Origin of the sequence: Streptomyces sp. CB02058 (assembly GCF_001905505.1) — a bacterium.
GTDB lineage: Bacteria > Actinomycetota > Actinomycetes > Streptomycetales > Streptomycetaceae > Streptomyces.
Window position 1 is genome coordinate 1,052,882 of sequence record NZ_LIPG01000003.1, and the last position, 16,627, is coordinate 1,069,508.

A 16,627-nucleotide genomic window follows, 5' to 3' on the forward strand; every position below is an offset into this window, starting at 1 on the left:
GGAGACAACCCCGTCATGCGCTTCCACGTACGAAGACTCCGCTCCGCGCTCGTGGTGACCACGAGCCTCGCCGTGCTGCTCACCGCCTGCGGCGGAGCGGACGAGGAGCAGGGTGACGCCGCGAACGGCACACCCAGGAAGGGCGGGACGCTCACGCTCGCCCTTTCACAGGCCCCGCAGAGCGCCAACCCCCGCGCGTTCACCGACACCGGTGCCGTGTACGTCAACCGTCAGCTCTTCGACTCGCTGGTGGGCCAGGACCCGGAGACCGGGAAGATCGTGCCGTGGCTCGCCGAGTCGTGGGACGTCAGCAAGGACGCCACGGCCTTCACGTTCCACCTGCGCGAGGGCGTCACCTTCTCCGACGGCACCCCGCTGACCGCCGAGGTCGTCAAGGCCAACTTCGACGACCTGGTCAGCAACAAGGCGAAGGTGAACCCGTCGATCGCCCCCGTCCTCGCCGCCTTCAAGGGCGCGGAGGTCGTGGACCCCTCGACCGTGACGGTGTCCTTCAACACCCCCAACGCGCCCTTCCTGGTCGCCGCTTCCCAGACCGGGCTGTCCATCGTCGCACCGGCCACCCTCGCGCTCCCCTGGGACAAGCGCGTCGACAAGGTGATCGGCTCGGGGCCCTTCGTGCTGGACGCCTTCGCACCCGCGCAGGTGACCCTGTCCAAGCGCAAGGGGTACGACTGGTCCCCCGCGGGCGTGAAGCACAAGGGCGGCGCCTATCTCGACAAGGTCGTCTTCAAGGTGGTCCCCGAGGCGAGCGTCCGGACCGGCAGCCTGGAGTCCGGTCAGGTCCAGGCGGTCAGTGACGTGCCCCCGGGCGACATCGAGTCCGTACGCGACAGCGGCCTCGAACTCGTCACCCGCCCCAACCCCGGCCTGGTCTGGGGGCTCGTGCCCATCTCGGCACGCAAGCCGCTCGACGACGTGCGGGTCCGGCAGGCCATCGCCCTCTCGGTCGACCGCACCGAGGTGCGCGACGCCGTGCTGACCCCCGACTTCCTGCCGGCCACCAGCGTCCTCGCGTCCACCACCCCCGGCTACACCGACCTCGCGTCCGTGGTGAAGCACGACCCCAAGGCGGCGGGCGAACTGCTCGACGCGGCCGGCTGGACGCGCAGCGGTGACGGAGTGCGCACGAAGAACGGCAAGAAGCTCTCCCTCGTCGTCGGATGGTTCCCCGGCTACACCGCCAGCCAGAAGACCCTGGAGCTGATCAAGGCACAGCTGGCCAAGACCGGTGTCGACCTGGAACTGCTCCAGCAGACGGGCCTCCAGATCCTCGACGGGCTCAAGAAGGAGAAGTACGACTTCTTCTGGACCAACGGCACCCAGGCGGACGGCGACGTCCTGCGCACCTCGTTCTCGGGCGCCCCGCCGAACTACTACCGGATCGACGACAGCACGCTGGAGCCGCTGCTCCAGGAGCAGGTCGCGCTCGGTGACCCCGCCGCCCGCAACAAGGTCCTCGCCGACGCCCAGCGGCGCATCGTCGAACAGGTCGTGTACCTCCCGGTGTTCGAGCAGACCACGGTGGTGGCCACAGCCAAGCAGGTGCACGGGCTGACGCTCGGCGCGGGCGCCGGCCTGAACCAGCTGACCGCCGTCTGGCTGTCCTGAACCCCCTGTCCCGAGAAGGAGACGACACCGCCATGCCGGTGACACTCGACGCACGGACCCGTGCGCTGTTCGACGGCCGCAACTTCCCGGTCATCTCCACGGTGAACGCGGACGGAAGCCCGCAGTCCTCGGTGGTGTGGGTCAAGCGGGACGGCGACGCACTGCTGTTCGTGGCCCCCGCGGCGGGCCTCAGGGCCCGCAACCTGCGGCGCGATCCCCGTATCAGCGTCTCGGTCTTCGACGCGTCCAACCCGTACGAGTCCGCCGAGGTACGCGGCGTCGCGCACCTCTCCGACGACGGCGTGCAGGAGCTGTCCGACGACCTGGCCCGCGCCTACCTGGGCGAGACCCACGCGCCGCCGGACGACAAGGCGCGCCTCGTCGTCCGTGTCGTACCCGAGAAGGTCATCGCCTTTCCCCGGACCTGAAGCCAAGGAGGACACCATGACCACCCGAGCGCTGATCATCGACATCCCGTCCAACGGCCACCTCTTCCCGAAGCTCGCCCTCGTCGCCGAACTGGCCCGGCGCGGACACCACATCACCTATGTGACGATCGAGGAGTTCGCCGACAAGGTGCGCGCCGCCGGAGCGGAGGTGCTGGTCTACGATTCGGTGAAGCCTCTGGAGAGCCTCGCCGGCGACAGCTCCATCACCCCGACCGAGGCCTTCTTCCGCGAGAACGTCGCCATCCTGAAGGCCGTCGAGGCGCACTACGGAGACGAGCGCCCCGACCTCATCGCCTACGACGAAGCGGCCTTCCAGGCGGGGCGCGTGCTGCGCGCGGTGTGGGGGCTGCCCGCGGTGCATCTGGCACCGAGCGTCGTCTCCAACGAGCACTACTCGTACTTCGGCAGGATCTTCGCCCTCGCCCCCGACTTCGCCCTGACCGATCCGGTGGAGGAGATCACCGCCCTTCTCGCCGAGTACGGCATCGCCGACCGGATCGGCGAGTTCCTCTGGACGAAGCGGGAGCCCGACGAACTCACCGTCGTCTTCGTGCCGAAGCAGTTCCAGCCCGCGCACGAGACCTTCGACGAGCGCTTCGTGTTCATCGGCCCCAGCCTGGGCGACCGGGGCTTCCTCGACGACTGGCAGCCCCCCGCCGACGGGCTGCCGACCGTCCTCGTCTCGCTCGGCACCGTCAACAACCAGCACCTCGGCTTCTTCCGTACGGCGGTCGAGGCCTTCCGGGACCAGCCCCTGCACGCGGTGATCTCCGTGGGCAACGGACTGGACCCCGAGCAGCTCGCCCCGCTGCCGCCCAACGTCGAGGTCCACCGCTGGGTGCGCCACGTGAAGGTGCTCGAACACGCGGCGGCCTTCGTCACCCACGGCGGCACGGGAAGCCTCTCCGAGGCCCTCCACACCGGCACCCCGGTCGTGGTCGTGCCCCAGGGCGTGGACGTGCTGCCCTACGCCGAACGGGTCACGCAACTGGGAATCGGCACCGTCGTCGGGCCCGAGAACCTCAAGGCCGCGGACCTGCGCGAGGCGGTGCTCGCCGTCTCGCGCGACGAGGACGTGGCCCGGCGCGTGGAGGAACTGCGCAAGCACACGCACGAGTCGGGCGGACCCGCGCGTGCGGCCGACGAGATCGAGAACTACCTCAAGCGGGAAAAGCCATGAAATTCCTTCTCCTTCCCCATCTGCCCGACCAGAACAAGCCCGACGCGCTCCAGCTGAAGGAGCTCGTCGACTACGCCCTGCTCGCCGAGGAATGGGGGTTCGACGCCTACGGGATCGGGGAACGCCACGACCGGCCCGCCGTGTCGTCCGCACCGCCCGTCCTCCTCAGCCACATCGCCGCGAAGACCTCCACCATCCGGCTCTTCACCGCGGTGACGACCCTGGGCATGCTGGACCCGCTGAGGGCGTTCGAGGACTACTCCACGCTCGACAACCTCTCCGGCGGACGCCTCGACCTCATCGTCGCCAAGGGCGCCTACCCGCGCTCCAGCAAGCTCTTCGGCGTCACCCGCGAGAACCAGTGGGACCTGCTCCAGGAGAACTACGAACTCTTCAGGCGCCTGTGGAACGAGGACGACGTCACCTGGAAGGGCCGGCTCGGCCGCTCCCTGGACCACGCCGAACCGCTCCCGCGCCCGTACCAGAAGAACATCCGCATCTGGCACGGCAGCGGCAGCAGCACCGGCTCGGCCGACTTCGCCGCACTCCACGGGGACCCGCTCTTCTCGTCCAACGGCAGCGGCCCGATCGAGCGCTACGCCAAGCTGATCCACCACTACCGGGAACGCTTCGAGGCACACGGGCACGACCCCCGCCGGGCCCTGGTCGGCGCCGGCACCGCCGGATACTTCGGCGCGCGCACGTCGCAGGAGGCCGTCGCGAAATACCGGCCGGTCTTCGAGGCGCGCCTCGCCGTCAACCGCGCCTTCGACGGCGCGTCCATCACGTACGACACGGTGGAGGAGTGGATCGAGCACAGCTCGGTCCTCGTCGGCAGCCCACAGCAGATCATCGAGAAGATCCTCGGCCAGCACCAGCAGTTCGGCCACGAGCTCCTCCATGTGCACGTCGACGGCGAGGTGCTCGACCGCGCCGACTACGACGCCACCCTGGAGCTCTTCTTCGACAAGATCGCCCCGGTGCTCCGCCGCGAGCTCCCGAGCCGCCCACTGGACGGGAGCAGCTGAAGCGATGGCGCGCTATCTGCTGGCACGGGCCGGACAGGCGGGCTTCGTGATCTGGGCCGCGTACACCATCTCCTTCGCGGTGCTGTTCGCCCTGCCCAGCGATCCGGTGGCGGTCATGGCCGGCCCCAACTCCAGCCTCACCCCGGAACAGCTCGACGCGATGCGCGCCGACCTCGGCTTCGACCGCCCCGTCGCCGAGCAGTACGTCACCCGGCTCGGCGCCATCCTGCGGGGTGACCTCGGCCAGTCCATCCAGAGCCGGGAGGAGGTCTCCCACCTCATCGGGCAGGCCCTGCCCCAGACCGCGCAGATCACCGCCGCCGGTCTGGGGCTCGGCGTCCTGCTGGGCACCGTACTCGCGGTGGGGGCGTCCCTGACCGGGTGGAGGTGGCTGCGGCAGACGCTCATGAGCCTGCCGCCGCTCGGCGTCTCCCTGCCGTCGTACTGGGTGGGACTCCTGCTTCTGCAGCAGTTCTCGTTCCGGTGGCACGTCTTCCCCGCGATCGGCAACGAGGGGATCGGGAGCATCGTCCTGCCCGCCGTCACGCTTGCGCTCCCCGCCGGAGCGCTCGTCGCCCAGCTGCTGGGCAAGAGCCTGGAGTCGGAACTGCGGGCCGGCTATGTCGACACGGCTCGGGCGAAGGGCCTGAGCCGGACCGCCGTCCATGTGGGGCACGCCCTGCGCAACGCGGTGCTGCCCACGCTGACGATGGTCGGGCTGCTCGTGGGCGGGATGCTCTCCGGATCGGTGGTCGTCGAGACCGTGTTCTCCCGCGACGGGCTCGGCCGGCTCACCACCCAGGCCGTCAGCGGCCAGGACCTCCCGCTGGTCCAGGCGCTGGTGCTGCTCGGGGCCACCGTCTTCGCCGTGGTGAACCTCCTGGTCGACCTGCTGTACCCGGTGGTCGACCCGCGCATCACGAGGGAGGACCGGCGGTCCCGGGCACCGGTCGTCGCCGGAGCCCCCGGCTGAGGCCCGCGGCCGGCCCCCGTCCACCTGCGGCGGGGGCCCGCGGCGGGCCTCGGCGGTTTCTTGGCTCGGAGACTCCCGCTCTCAGCGGCTCCCGGCCGTCGCCCGTGCCTTCAGCGGCTCCCACCAGCCACGGTTCGCGCGGTACCAGGCGACGGTCCGGGCCAGCGCCTCGTCGAAGGCCACCTCGGGTGCGTACCCCAGCTCGTCCCGGATCCTCGTCCAGTCCACCGAGTAGCGCCGGTCGTGCCCCTTGCGGTCCTCCACATGCTCCACCTGGTCCCAGCCGGCCCCGCAGGCGGCGAGCAGCCGGCCGGTCAGATCCTTGTTGGTGAGCTCCGTGCCGCCGCCGATGTTGTAGATCCCGCCCGGCCTGCCCAGGGTGCGCACCAGCTCGATACCGCGCACGTGGTCGTCGATGTGCAGCCAGTCCCGGACGTGGAGCCCGTCCCCGTAGAGCGGCACCCGCTTCCCGTCGAGGAGGTTGGTGATGAAGAGCGGGATGAGCTTCTCGGGATAGTGGTGGTGGCCGTAGTTGTTGGAGCACCTGGTCACCCGGACATCGAGCCCGTGCGTGCGGTGGAAGGCCATCACGAGGAGCTCGGCGGACGCCTTGGACGCCGCGTAGGGAGAGTTCGGCCGGAGCGGGTCGTCCTCCGGCCACGAGCCCTCGGCCAGTGATCCGTACACCTCGTCGGTCGAGATGTGGACGAAGGTCTTCAGCCCGCCCCGGAGCGCCGCGTCCAGGAGTGTCTGGGTCCCCAGGACGTTCGTGGCGACGAACTCGCCCGCGGACTCTATGGACCGGTCCACATGGGACTCGGCCGCGAAGTGGACCACCTCGTCGTGCTCCGCGACCAGCGGGTCCACGAGTGCGCCGTCCCTGATGTCCCCCCGGACGAAGCGGAAGCCCGGGTGGGCGCGGACCGGTGCCAGATTGGCGAGGTTTCCCGCGTACGTGAGCGCGTCGAGCACGGTGACCTCGACGCCGGGGGGCCCGTCGGGGCCGAGGAGGGTGCGCACATGGTGGGAGCCGATGAAGCCGGCGCCGCCCGTCACAAGGATTCTGGTCGTCATGAGGAGATCTGCACCTTGCTGTAGTCGCCGAGCACCAGCCGGTGGGCGGCGCGGACTCTCGGGGCCGGAGTCACCTCGACCGACCGGCCCACCAGGGACGCCTCGACACGGTGGACACCCCTGATCGAGGAATCGGCCAGGATGATCGAGAACTCGATCTCGCTGTCCTCGATATGGCAGTTCTCGGACACGGAGGTGAAGGGGCCGAGGTAGGAGTCGACCACGACGGTACCCGCGCCGATCACGGCGGGGCCGACGATCCGGGACCCGCGCACCACGGCCCCGGCCTCGATCCGCACCCGCCCGATGATCTGTGTCGCCTCGTCCGTCAGGCCTTCGTTGCCGGGCACCAGGGTCTCCAGCACGGTGCGGTTGGCCTCCAGCATGTCCGCGACGTTGCCGGTGTCCTTCCAGTAGCCCGTGATCGTCGTGGACCGGACGCGCAGCTGCTCGTCGATCAGCCACTGGATGGCGTCGGTGATCTCCAGCTCGCCGCGCCACGAGGGCTTCACGGCCCGGACGGCACGGTGGATCACCGGAGTGAAGAGGTACACGCCGACGAGCGCCAGATCGCTCCGGGGCTGCCGGGGCTTCTCCTCCAGCTTCACCACCTTCCCCGACGCGTCGAGCTCGGCCACACCGAAGGCGGAGGGATCGGGGACCCGGGTGAGGAGCACCTGGGCGTCGGGACGGTCCTCGCGGAACTGGTCCACGAGATCCGAGATCCCGCCGATGATGAAGTTGTCGCCCAGATACATCAGGAAATCGTCGTCGCCGAGGAATTCCTGCGCGATGAGAACGGCGTGGGCGAGGCCCAGCGGGGCTTCCTGCCTGATGTACGTGACGTCCAGTCCGAAGCGGGAACCGTCCCCGACCGCCCGCTCGATCTCGTCGGCGGTCTCACCCACGATGATGCCGACCTCGGTGATTCCCGTTTCCGCGATGGCTTCGAGTCCGTAGAAGAGAACGGGCTTGTTGGCGACCGGGACGAGCTGTTTCGCCGATGTATGGGTGATCGGACGCAGTCGGGTGCCGGAACCACCGGCGAGTACCAATGATTTCATGGTCCCATGCTTCACCGGCAGGACTCGGGCGCCTCCCCTGAGCATCCTTTCCGGAACCCCTAAGAATGGCGCCGGGCAAGCATACGAACGAGTCCCCTCCCGCGACTGGCGCGAGAGGGGACGGTCATTCCGCGACGGCGGAATACAGGCGGTCCGCCGTTATCCGCGTACGGCCTTCAGTGCGGTCGCCCAGGTCTCCAGCTGGTCGAGAACCCGGCCGAGCTCGTCCTCACGGGTCTCCGAAGGGGAGAACGAGGGGTAGCTCGGGAAGTCGACCGAGACCGGAAGCGGAAGCTGCGCCTGCACGGTGGCGATCTGCAGCTCCGACGCGATCTGGCGCAGGTGCTCCACGGCGCGCACGCCGCCCGCGGCACCGATGCTCACGAAGCCGGCGGCCTTGTTGTTCCACTCTCCGTAGATGTAGTCCAGCGCGTTCTTCAGCGCGGCGGGCGCACTGTGGTTGTACTCGGGCGTGACGAAGACGAAGCCGTCGAACTCGCCGATCTTCGCGGCCCAGCGCTTGGTGTGCGCGTTCTCGTACTTCCCGTACTGCGGCGGAAGCGCCTCGTCGTAAGCCGGCAGGTCGAAGTCGGAGAGGTCGACCAGCTCGTAGTCGGCCTCCAGACGCTTGGACGCGACGGTGTGCACCCACTCGGCCACCTCGCGGGTGACGCGACCCGGGCGGACGCTTCCTACGATCACGGCAATTCTGGGCATGGCTGCTTCCCTCATCCAGTGAGTTGATGTATCAACTCAAGGGTGTGGGGCCCGAGGTGATACGTCAACTCACTTCGGGATCTGTTCACGGGATCGAAGTGATCCGGCGTCTGTGAACGCCAACGGCGCACCCCCTCACCACCGTTCGGGATGGCCGGGGACCAGCAGGGGGCGGAGGCGATGGGCACTCTCCTGCACCAGTCGCGCGACCGACGCCGTCCTTGCGGCGGCGCCACGCGTCCAGGTGGTGCCGACGCCGAGGGCGAGGTAACTGCCCCCGTCCTGATGGAGGATCGGTACGGCCACGGTCAGCTGCAGCGGGTAGAGCTCCCGGTCCGAGAGCGCGTAGCCGCGCTGCCGGGTGGCTTCCAGTTCGGCCCGCAGCGCCTCGGTCGTGGTGATCGTGCGGTCGGTGAACCGCTCGAACGGGGCGAGCGATTCGAGGTCCGCCTCCTGTCCCGCCGGCCAGGCCAGGAGGGTCTTGCCGAACGCGGAGGCGTGCAGGGGGACGGAGTTGGCGACCGGAGCCCCCGGATCGTCCGGCTCCGCACCGTCGGCGGACAGGTCGCTGACCACCAAGGTCTCGTTCCCGTCGCGCAGGGCCAGGACCGCCGACCCGGACGTCTCGCCGGCGAGCCTGCACAACTCGGGCCGCGCGAGGTCGAACCGCCTCTGGTGGAACAGCACGCGGTTGAGCCCGGCTATCGCGCTGCCCAGGCGGTACCTGCGGGTGGTGGCGTCCTGTTCGAGGAATCCGGCGCGCTCCATCGCCCGGACCATCCGGTAGACGCTGCTGACGTTCAGATCGAGGCTGCGGGCGATGTCGGACACGCCGACGGGGCCCGGAGCGGTCTTCAGGCACTGGAGCACCTCGAAGGCCCGCTCCACCGTCTGGGCGCCCGCCGGGCGGGTCTGCCGGGGGTCCGGTGCGTCCTGGCGTGCCATGCGAAGTCCTGTCCCTTCGGCCGTCCCCGGTTGCCAGGGACGGGAGTCGGCGGTTCTGCGCTCCCGATTCCATCATGGCGAAGGTTGCCGCAATGTGAAATGTGCCTTCACTATTTGACAAGCTCTCCGGAGCTGGCTCAGCCTGCAGTCATGACATCCGCCGAAGGTTCGGACGATCAACACGCCTACGATTACGTGGTAGTTGGCGCCGGAGTCGCGGGTTCGATCGTTGCCGCGAGGCTGTCCGACGATCCGCGGACCACCGTGCTGCTGCTGGAGGCGGGGCAGGAGCTCGACGACACCCCGCAGACCCGGGACCCGGAGCGCTCCGCCGAACTCCTCGGCACGGACGCCGACTGGGCCCACACCACCGAGCCGCAGTCCGGGCTCGGCGGGCGGGCCGTGGGCTGGCACGCCGGGCGGGCCGTCGGTGGATCGTCCGCCGTCAACGCGTCGCTCTGGCTCAGGGGCGGCGCCGCGGACTACGACGCCTGGGCGGCCTACGGGCCCGGATGGGACTGGGCCGCGGCGCTGGACGCCTTCCGCAGGCACGAGGGCGGGGGCCGGGGGCCGCTGCCCGTACGGGCGAGTGGCGAACACCCTCTGAAGCGGGCCGTGTTCGCCGCCGCCGAGGAACTCGGCCTCGTAGGCGGCGATCACCTGTCCGCCCGGCCGGAGGGCGTGGACACGCTGCGGCTGACGGCGAGGGACGGCCGGCGCGTCACCTTCGCGGACGCGTTCCTCGGACCGGCCCGCAGACGGCGGAACCTGCGCATCCTAACCGGCGCGCAGGCCACCCGCGTCGAGCTCGCCGACGGCCGGGCCCGCGGTGTCACCTACCGCCGCGACGGCGGCCCTCCCGCCACGGCCGCCGCCCGCCGCGAAGTGCTCCTCGCCGCCGGCGCCGTACGGACACCGCACCTGCTGCTGCTCTCGGGCATCGGACCCGAGGACCACCTCGCGAGCCTGGGAATCCCGGTGGTGGCCGCGCTGCCGGGCGTGGGCCGCAACCTCCAGGACCACATCTGCGTCGGGGGCTCCTTCCGGGCCGCGGCGGACTTCCGGCCCGCGGGCGGTGCGGGGACCGGCGGCGCGAGCGCCGGAGCGGTCGTGCTGGCGCGCAGCGGTCCCGGGGCGGAGGACCCGGACATCGAGATCGTGCTCGCCCCGGCGGCGGGCGGCCGGAGAGCCGGTGTGACGCTCGGCGTGATCGCACTCCAGCCCCGCAGCCGGGGGACCGTACGGCTCGCCGGCGCCGACCCCCTGGTGCCCCCGCTCGTCGACCCCGGCTATCTCGGCGACCCGTCGGGCGAGGACCTCGCGGTGCTCAGGGCCGGCTCCCGGCTCGCCCAACGGCTCCTGCGCACCCGGGCACTCGCCCCGTACGCCGCCGACCCCGCCGACCTCGGTTTCCGCGACGGCGCGACCGACGACGAGGTGGACACCTTCGTGCGGCGCACCGCGAGCGGCATGTTCCACCCGGCCGGGACCGCCCGCTTCGGGCCGCCCGGGGACCCCGGCGCGGTGCTCGACGCCGATCTGCGGGTCCGGGGGATCGCCGGCCTCCGGGTCGTCGACGCCTCGGCGATCCCGCTCCTGAACCGCGGCCACAGCATGGCGCCCACGGCGGTCGTCGCCGAGCGTGCGGCCGGGCTCGTGCTCACGAACGACACGCACACCACCACAGACACAGGCGCACACGAGGCCAAGGAGCCGCAGCCATGACCGTGAAGATCCTCTGGTACCTCCAGTCCGCCGACGGCCCCGTGCCCTGGGAGGAGCACGGCGTCTGGCGCAACGACCTGCCCCGGCTGCGGGCCATCGCCGAAGTGGTCGACCGGGTCGGGATCTACGGTGCCCTGCTGCCCACCGGCCCGCACGAACCGCTCGCCCTCGCGTCGGCGCTGACACCGCTCACCCGGCGGATGCGCTTCCTGGTGGCGCTCTATCCGGGCCTCGTCTCACCCGCCAAACTCGTCGACATCGCCCTGGCCCTCGACAACTTCAGCGGCGGCCGGCTGCACTTCAACGTCGTCAACGGCCACGACTCCTGGCTCCCGGAGTACGGGATGTTCCTGCCCCACGACGAGCGGTACGCCTACAGCGCCGAGTACTGGGAGGCGTTCTCGCGGCGCTGGCGCAGCAGCTCCGAGGGCTACGAGGGCAAGCACATCCGGCTCGCCCCCCGCACGTTCGACATCCCGCTCACCTTCTTCCCCGAGGCGGTCCAGGAGCGCATCCCGCTCTGGGGCGCGGGGGCGTCCCCGGCCGGCGTCGAACACGCCGCGAAGACCGTGGACTTCTACCTCAGCTTCGCGGACCTGCCCGACCGGCTGGGCGCCAAGTTCCAGCAGGTCGCCGAGATCGCCGCGGGGCACGGCCGCACGCTGGGCTACGGCACCAGGCTCCAGGTCGTCGTCCGCGACACGGAGGAGGAGGCATGGGCGTACGCCCGGTGGCTCCTGGAACAGACCTCGCACGCCAAGGCGGTGGAACTCGTCTCCTACAAGCTCGGTGCCGGCTGGCTGGAGAAGGAGGTGGAGACCGACGACCCCCGGGTGCGGCGCTGTGTGGACGCGCTGCGCGCCGGGCGGCTTCCCGAGGTCGAGGACCTCGTCGTCGCCCCCAACACCTGGCTCGGCCCGAGCAACTTCGGCTTCGACTTCTTCGGCCCCGGAGCGGGCACCTGGCTCGTCGGCACCCCGGCCCAGGTGGCGGCGCGGCTCGACGCGTACGCGGCGCACGGCGCCGAGGCGTTCATCCTCTCCGGCTGGCCGCTCGCCTCCGAGGCGCTCCGGTTCGGACGGGACGTGCTGCCGCTCCTGGACGTCGACCACGAGTTCGAGGCCGAGCCGTTCGCACACGACGGCTACGACGATCTGCTCGCCCACTTCCCCTCCCCCCCGGCGCCCGCCGGTCTGCGATGACGGCTCCCGGCAGGCCCCCGGGGACGGGCACGGGGACCATCGACACGATCCGGCTCACCAGGTGCCCCGTACCCACGGCGAGCGGTCTGGCCCACCGTCTCGGTCTGCTCGACGCCGCGTTCGCGCCCGACGGAATCCGGGTCGCCCTCCTCCAGGACGGCGACCCGGAGTCGGCACGGCACCATCTCGACCACGAACTGCCGGGCCTCTTCCGGGAAGGGGGCAGCGTTCCCGCCGTCCTCGCCCGGGCGAAGGGCGCGCCCACCCGGCTCATCGGGCTGACCTGGATCGACGAACGGCAGGTCATCCTGGTACGGCCCGGGGAGGGCCTGGACACCCCGGAGGCCCTCGCGGGGCGACGCGCCGCCCTTCCGGTGCACGGCCCGCCTCCGGGCGACGGCATCATGCGAGCCATGGCGCTCCAGGGCTTCCGGGGTGCCCTCGCCCTCGCCGGGCTCGGCCTCGACGCCGTCCGGTTCACCGAGGTGCCCGACGCACGGGACACCCAGCCGGGGTGGACCGTCAACGGCCCGCTGGTCCGCCCGTGGACGGGCATCGACGCCCTCGCGCGCGGGGAGGTCGACGCCGTCTACGCCAAGGGCTCCGCCGCGCTCGACCACGCGGCGGCGGCCGGGGCGGTGATCGGCATCGACCTCGACGACCACGACGACCCCGCCTTCCGGGTCAACAACGGCACGCCCAGGCCGATCACCGTCCACGAGAGGACCCTGGACGAACACCCCGGGCTCGTGGCGCGCTTCCTTGCCGAGACCCTGCGTGCCGCCGACTGGGCGGCCGGCCACCGCGACGAGCTTCTCCGCGTGCTGCACGACGAGACCGGCGGCGCACCGGAGAGCGTCGCCGCCGCCCATCGCGGTGACTTCCACCGCCGTCTCCATCCCGATCTCTCCGACGACCGGCTCACCCTGCTGGAGCAACAGAAGGAGTTCCTCGTGTCCCACGACTTCGCCGCGAACGGCTTCGCCCTCGACAGATGGGTGGCGCACGAACCCCTCGCGCGGGCGCACGAACTGGTGGCTGCCCGATGAGCGCCGCCACCGACGTCGACTCGTTCTCCGCGACGCTGCTCGACGATGCCACGACCGCCTTCCGGGTCCTGCGCGAGACCGGAACCATCACCGCGAGCGCGACGCTGAGCTTCGTGGTCCGGGCGCCGGGCGATCAGCTGGTCGCCGCGGTCAAGCACCCCGACCCGCTGCGCCCCGGCACCTCGCCCGAGGTGGTGCTGACCTCCATCCTCGACGGGCCCGACGCGCTGCGCCCCTGGGGCGACGGGCTGCGTTACGCCGCCGTCTTCGCCGCCCACCCCTGGCTCAACGCGATCTCCCACGTGCACACCCCGCACCTCGCCGCCTGGGCCCAGACGCACCGCCCCCTGCCCCTGCGCTACGTGCCGGTGCAGCGCGACACGCTCGCCGAGGAGATCCCGGTCTACCTCGACCGCCGGGAGGCCGAGGACGCCTTCATCGTGCGGGTCCTGGACGCGGACCCCGAGGTACCCGGGATCCTCGAGGCCAACGGCGGTGCGACCATCTGGGGCCGCGGGGGACTGATCGATCTGGCGCGCACGATCCTGCTGATCGAGGAGGGAGCCCGCGCCCAGACGCTCGCCGAGCCGCTGGGCGGATCGAAGAACTTCGGCCCCGGCGTGCTGGAGCAGCAGTGGGGGGCCATGGGGCGTGCCGACAGCCCCCGGGCCCGTGCCCGCATCGCCGAACTCGACCTGGAGGACTGACGGAGGCGGACACACGACGGCGCCCCCACCGCGAACAGGCGGTGGGGGCGCCGGTGGTGCCCGAAGCGATCAGGCGCCGAGGTTGAACTCGGCCGGGTCGGGGCCGAGGCGCTTGCCCTCGTCGAGGGCCGCGAACGCGGCGAGGTCGTCGGCGTCCAGCTCGAAGCCGAAGACGTCGATGTTCTCCGCGATCCGGGACGGTGTCACGGACTTCGGGATCACCACGTTTCCGGTCTGGAGGTGCCAGCGCAGCACCGCCTGGGCCGGGGTCCGGCCGTGCTTGCGGGCGACGGCGACGACCGTCGGGACCTCCAGGAGGCCCTTGCCCGAGCCCAGCGGCGACCAGGCCTCGGTGGCGATGCCGTGCTCGGCGTGCAGGGCACGGAGCTCGGCCTGCTGGAGCTGCGGGTGCAGCTCGATCTGGTTGACCGCCGGGACCACGGAGGTCTCTCCCAGCAGGCGCTCCAGGTGCTCCGCGTGGAAGTTGGACACACCGATGGCCTTCGCGCGGCCGTCGGCGAGAATCCGCTCGAAGGCCTTGTACGTGTCGACGTAGGCGTCCTTGACCGGCACCGGCCAGTGGATGAGGTAGAGGTCGACGTAGTCCAGACCCAGCTTGTCCAGCGAGGCGTCGAACGCGCGCAGCGTCGAGTCGAACCCCTGCTCGCTGTTCCACAGCTTGGTGGTCACGAACAGCTCGTCACGGGCCACACCGGAGGCGGCGATCGCCTTGCCGGTGCCCGACTCGTTCCCGTAGATCGCGGCGGTGTCGATGCTGCGGTACCCGGACTCAAGGGCCGTGGACACGGCCGCCGTGGCCTCCTCGTCCGGCACCTGCCAGACACCGAAGCCGAGCTGCGGCATCTCGAGGCCGTTGTTGAGCTTGATGGTGGGGACCTGGCTCACGAGCAGTCGATCCTTACGTTGTCGATTGATACGTCCCAGGGACAACGATCAGCGGCGCCCAGACATTCCCACCTGCCACGATCCGGTGAACCGGACGACGACCCCGCCGGGCTCACCGGTAGAGGGCGTCGACCTCGGCCGCGTACGCCGTCTCGATCGCCTTCCGCTTCAGCTTGAGCGACGGGGTCAGCAGCCCGTGCTCCTCCGTGAACTGGTGCGCCAGGATGCGGAACGTACGGATGGACTCCGCCTGGGACACCGCCGTGTTCGCGGCCACCACCGCCCGGCGCACCTCCATCTCCAGATCCGGGTCGCGCACCAGCTCTCCCGGGCGCATCGGCGTACGACCCTGCATGGCGAGCCAGTGCTCCACCGACTCGTGGTCCACGGTGACCAGCGCCGCGATGTAGGGCCGGTCGTTGCCGACGACGATGCACTGCGCGACCAGCGGATGCGCGCGCACCCGCTCCTCCAGCCCCGACGGCGCCACGCTCTTGCCGCCGGACGTCACCAGGATCTCCTTCTTGCGCCCGGTGATGGTCAGATAGCCGTCCTCGTCGAGGGCGCCCAGGTCGCCGGTGGCCAGCCAGCCGTCGTGGAGCACGGAGTCCGTCGCCTTGGGGTCGCCCAGGTATCCGGAGAACACGTTGGCGCCGTGCACCCAGACCTCCCCGTCCCTGGCGATGTGCACCGAGGAGCCGGGGATCGGCTGGCCGACCGTGCCGTAGCGGGTGCGCTCCGGCGGATTGGCCGTGGCGGCCGCCGTCGTCTCGGTGAGTCCGTAGCCCTCGTAGACCGTGACACCCGCACCCGCGAAGAACAGGCCGAGCTGCCGGTCCATGCCGGAGCCGCCCGACATGGCGTGCCGCACCCGGCCGCCCATCGCCTCGCGGACCTTGCGGTAGACGACCTTGTCGAAGAACTGGTGCTGCATCCGCAGCCCGGCGGACGGCCCGGGGCCGGTGCCGAAGGCGCGCTCCTCCAGGGCCTCCGCGTACTTCACCGCGATCTCGACGGCCTTGTCGAACGCGCCGACGCGCCCCTCCGACTCCGCCTTGCGGCGCGCGCCGTTGAAGACCTTCTCGAAGATGTACGGCACCGCCAGGATGAAGGTCGGCCGGAAGGTCACCAGGTCCGGCATCAGTGCCTTCGCCGACAGCTCCGGCTGGTGCCCCAGCTTCACCCGGCCGCGCAGCGCCGCGATCTCCACCATCCGGCCGAAGACGTGCGCGAGCGGCAGGAAGAGCAGCGTCGCCGCCTCCTCGCCGGGCTTCGACAGGAACACGGGGTGCCAGCGGCTCACCATCGTGTCCGCCTCGAACATGAAGTTGGCGTGGGTGATCACACAGCCCTTGGGGCGGCCCGTCGTGCCGGAGGTGTAGATCACGGTCGCCACCGAGTCGGGGGTCACCGCGCGGCGGTGCCGGTGGACGACCTCGTCGTCGACCAGGGTCCCGGCGGCGACGAGCTCGGACACCGCGTCGGCGTCCAGCTGCCACAGCCGGTGCAGGTTCGGCAGCCGGTCGATCACCGAACCGATCGTCATGGCGTGGTCCTCGTGCTCGACCATGACCGCCGCGACCTCGGCGTCGTGGAGCATCCACAGGACCTGCTCGGCCGACGACGTCGGATAGATCGGCACGGACTGGGCGCCGACCGTCCAGAGCGCGAAGTCGAAGAGGGTCCACTCGTAGCGCGTACGGGACATCAGGGCGACGCGGTCGCCGAAGCGGATGCCGTGCGCGATCAGCCCCTTCGCGAGCGCGAGCACCTCGTCGCGGAAGGCGGCCGCCGACACGTCGTGCCACTGGCCCTGCTCGTCCTTGCGGCCGAGGGCCGTGCGACGGGGGTCCTCCTCCGCGAAGTCGAAGACGGTATCGGCAAGACCGCCGACTTGTGGGGCAGCGGCCATGGGTGGGACGGTGAACTCGCGCAATTGCTGCTCCTTGTGGCGCTCCGCACGGCGCCGCGACGCTACC

Annotated in this window: 15 protein-coding genes; 9 read left to right on the plus strand and 6 right to left on the minus strand. The window is 70.9% G+C overall.

Features of this window, described 5'->3' with window-relative positions:
* The first annotated feature begins 15 nt into the window (after positions 1–15).
* The 5 genes from AMK10_RS18120 to AMK10_RS18140 are packed head-to-tail and all read left to right on the plus strand — an operon-like array spanning position 16 to position 5,259.
* Positions 16–1,629 (plus strand): ABC transporter substrate-binding protein, encoded by a 1,614-nt coding sequence (locus AMK10_RS18120; RefSeq protein WP_073748827.1) that lies wholly within the window; start codon positions 16–18, stop codon positions 1,627–1,629.
* Between the two features lie 32 nt (positions 1,630–1,661).
* The gene (locus AMK10_RS18125; RefSeq protein WP_073748828.1) at positions 1,662–2,057 is read left to right on the plus strand and encodes a PPOX class F420-dependent oxidoreductase; all 396 of its coding nucleotides are present in this window, start codon (positions 1,662–1,664) and stop codon (positions 2,055–2,057) included.
* Positions 2,058–2,073: 16 nt separating this feature from the next.
* Complete coding sequence (locus AMK10_RS18130; protein ID WP_073748829.1) at positions 2,074–3,258, plus strand: macrolide family glycosyltransferase; 1,185 nt, start codon at positions 2,074–2,076, stop codon at positions 3,256–3,258.
* A complete protein-coding gene (locus tag AMK10_RS18135) occupies positions 3,255–4,286 on the plus strand; it encodes an LLM class flavin-dependent oxidoreductase (protein WP_073748830.1) in 1,032 nt (343 codons plus the stop codon). The genes AMK10_RS18130 and AMK10_RS18135 overlap by 4 nt, the downstream gene beginning before the upstream one ends.
* Positions 4,287–4,290: 4 nt before the next feature.
* Complete coding sequence (locus AMK10_RS18140; protein ID WP_073748831.1) at positions 4,291–5,259, plus strand: ABC transporter permease; 969 nt, start codon at positions 4,291–4,293, stop codon at positions 5,257–5,259.
* An 81-nt stretch (positions 5,260–5,340) separates the two neighbouring features.
* Here AMK10_RS18140 and rfbB read toward each other — a convergent pair whose 3' ends face one another.
* The 4 genes from rfbB to AMK10_RS18160 all read right to left on the minus strand — a co-directional run bounded on the left by rfbB (position 5,341) and on the right by AMK10_RS18160 (position 9,059).
* On the minus strand, positions 5,341–6,333 hold the full coding sequence (gene rfbB, locus AMK10_RS18145) for a dTDP-glucose 4,6-dehydratase (protein ID WP_073748832.1): 993 nt from the start codon (positions 6,331–6,333) through the stop codon (positions 5,341–5,343).
* On the minus strand, positions 6,330–7,397 hold the full coding sequence (locus AMK10_RS18150) for a glucose-1-phosphate thymidylyltransferase (RefSeq protein ID WP_073748833.1): 1,068 nt from the start codon (positions 7,395–7,397) through the stop codon (positions 6,330–6,332). The genes rfbB and AMK10_RS18150 overlap by 4 nt, the downstream gene beginning before the upstream one ends.
* A gap of 159 nt (positions 7,398–7,556) precedes the next feature.
* Complete coding sequence (locus AMK10_RS18155) at positions 7,557–8,114, minus strand: NADPH-dependent FMN reductase (protein WP_073748834.1); 558 nt, start codon at positions 8,112–8,114, stop codon at positions 7,557–7,559.
* A gap of 135 nt (positions 8,115–8,249) precedes the next feature.
* Complete coding sequence (locus tag AMK10_RS18160; RefSeq protein ID WP_073748835.1) at positions 8,250–9,059, minus strand: IclR family transcriptional regulator; 810 nt, start codon at positions 9,057–9,059, stop codon at positions 8,250–8,252.
* 150 nt (positions 9,060–9,209) lie between these two features.
* Here AMK10_RS18160 and AMK10_RS18165 point away from each other — a divergent pair, with 150 nt between their 5' ends.
* The 4 genes from AMK10_RS18165 to AMK10_RS18180 are packed head-to-tail and all read left to right on the plus strand — an operon-like array spanning position 9,210 to position 13,742.
* Positions 9,210–10,784: a GMC family oxidoreductase gene (locus AMK10_RS18165; protein ID WP_073748836.1), complete on the plus strand. Its 1,575-nt coding sequence runs from the start codon at positions 9,210–9,212 to the stop codon at positions 10,782–10,784.
* Entirely contained in the window at positions 10,781–11,986 is a 1,206-nt protein-coding gene (locus AMK10_RS18170; protein ID WP_073748837.1) for an LLM class flavin-dependent oxidoreductase, read from the plus strand. Before AMK10_RS18165 ends, AMK10_RS18170 begins: the two co-directional genes overlap by 4 nt.
* Entirely contained in the window at positions 11,983–13,035 is a 1,053-nt protein-coding gene (locus AMK10_RS18175) for an ABC transporter substrate-binding protein (protein WP_073748838.1), read from the plus strand. Before AMK10_RS18170 ends, AMK10_RS18175 begins: the two co-directional genes overlap by 4 nt.
* Positions 13,032–13,742 (plus strand): class II aldolase/adducin family protein, encoded by a 711-nt coding sequence (locus AMK10_RS18180; RefSeq protein ID WP_073748839.1) that lies wholly within the window; start codon positions 13,032–13,034, stop codon positions 13,740–13,742. The genes AMK10_RS18175 and AMK10_RS18180 overlap by 4 nt, the downstream gene beginning before the upstream one ends.
* Positions 13,743–13,811: 69 nt before the next feature.
* Here AMK10_RS18180 and AMK10_RS18185 read toward each other — a convergent pair whose 3' ends face one another.
* Positions 13,812–14,648: an aldo/keto reductase gene (locus AMK10_RS18185; protein WP_073748840.1), complete on the minus strand. Its 837-nt coding sequence runs from the start codon at positions 14,646–14,648 to the stop codon at positions 13,812–13,814.
* A 112-nt stretch (positions 14,649–14,760) separates the two neighbouring features.
* Entirely contained in the window at positions 14,761–16,560 is a 1,800-nt protein-coding gene (locus tag AMK10_RS18190) for an AMP-dependent synthetase/ligase (protein WP_073748841.1), read from the minus strand.
* Between the last annotated feature and the right edge of the window lie 67 nt (positions 16,561–16,627).

Excerpts from the sequence above, each read along its gene's own strand:
- AMK10_RS18120 (WP_073748827.1), top strand. The coding sequence starts at position 16 with ATGCGCTTCCACGTACGAAGACTCCGCTCCGCGCTCGTGGTGACCACG.
- AMK10_RS18165 (WP_073748836.1), top strand. The coding sequence starts at position 9,210 with ATGACATCCGCCGAAGGTTCGGACGATCAACACGCCTACGATTACGTG.
- AMK10_RS18180 (WP_073748839.1), top strand. The coding sequence starts at position 13,032 with ATGAGCGCCGCCACCGACGTCGACTCGTTCTCCGCGACGCTGCTCGAC.
- AMK10_RS18160 (WP_073748835.1), bottom strand. The coding sequence starts at position 9,059 with ATGGCACGCCAGGACGCACCGGACCCCCGGCAGACCCGCCCGGCGGGC.
- AMK10_RS18135 (WP_073748830.1), top strand. The coding sequence starts at position 3,255 with ATGAAATTCCTTCTCCTTCCCCATCTGCCCGACCAGAACAAGCCCGAC.
- AMK10_RS18125 (WP_073748828.1), top strand. The coding sequence starts at position 1,662 with ATGCCGGTGACACTCGACGCACGGACCCGTGCGCTGTTCGACGGCCGC.
- AMK10_RS18175 (WP_073748838.1), top strand. The coding sequence starts at position 11,983 with ATGACGGCTCCCGGCAGGCCCCCGGGGACGGGCACGGGGACCATCGAC.
- AMK10_RS18170 (WP_073748837.1), top strand. The coding sequence starts at position 10,781 with ATGACCGTGAAGATCCTCTGGTACCTCCAGTCCGCCGACGGCCCCGTG.
- AMK10_RS18155 (WP_073748834.1), bottom strand. The coding sequence starts at position 8,114 with ATGCCCAGAATTGCCGTGATCGTAGGAAGCGTCCGCCCGGGTCGCGTC.
- AMK10_RS18140 (WP_073748831.1), top strand. The coding sequence starts at position 4,291 with ATGGCGCGCTATCTGCTGGCACGGGCCGGACAGGCGGGCTTCGTGATC.
- rfbB (WP_073748832.1), bottom strand. The coding sequence starts at position 6,333 with ATGACGACCAGAATCCTTGTGACGGGCGGCGCCGGCTTCATCGGCTCC.
- AMK10_RS18130 (WP_073748829.1), top strand. The coding sequence starts at position 2,074 with ATGACCACCCGAGCGCTGATCATCGACATCCCGTCCAACGGCCACCTC.
- AMK10_RS18190 (WP_073748841.1), bottom strand. The coding sequence starts at position 16,560 with ATGGCCGCTGCCCCACAAGTCGGCGGTCTTGCCGATACCGTCTTCGAC.
- AMK10_RS18150 (WP_073748833.1), bottom strand. The coding sequence starts at position 7,397 with ATGAAATCATTGGTACTCGCCGGTGGTTCCGGCACCCGACTGCGTCCG.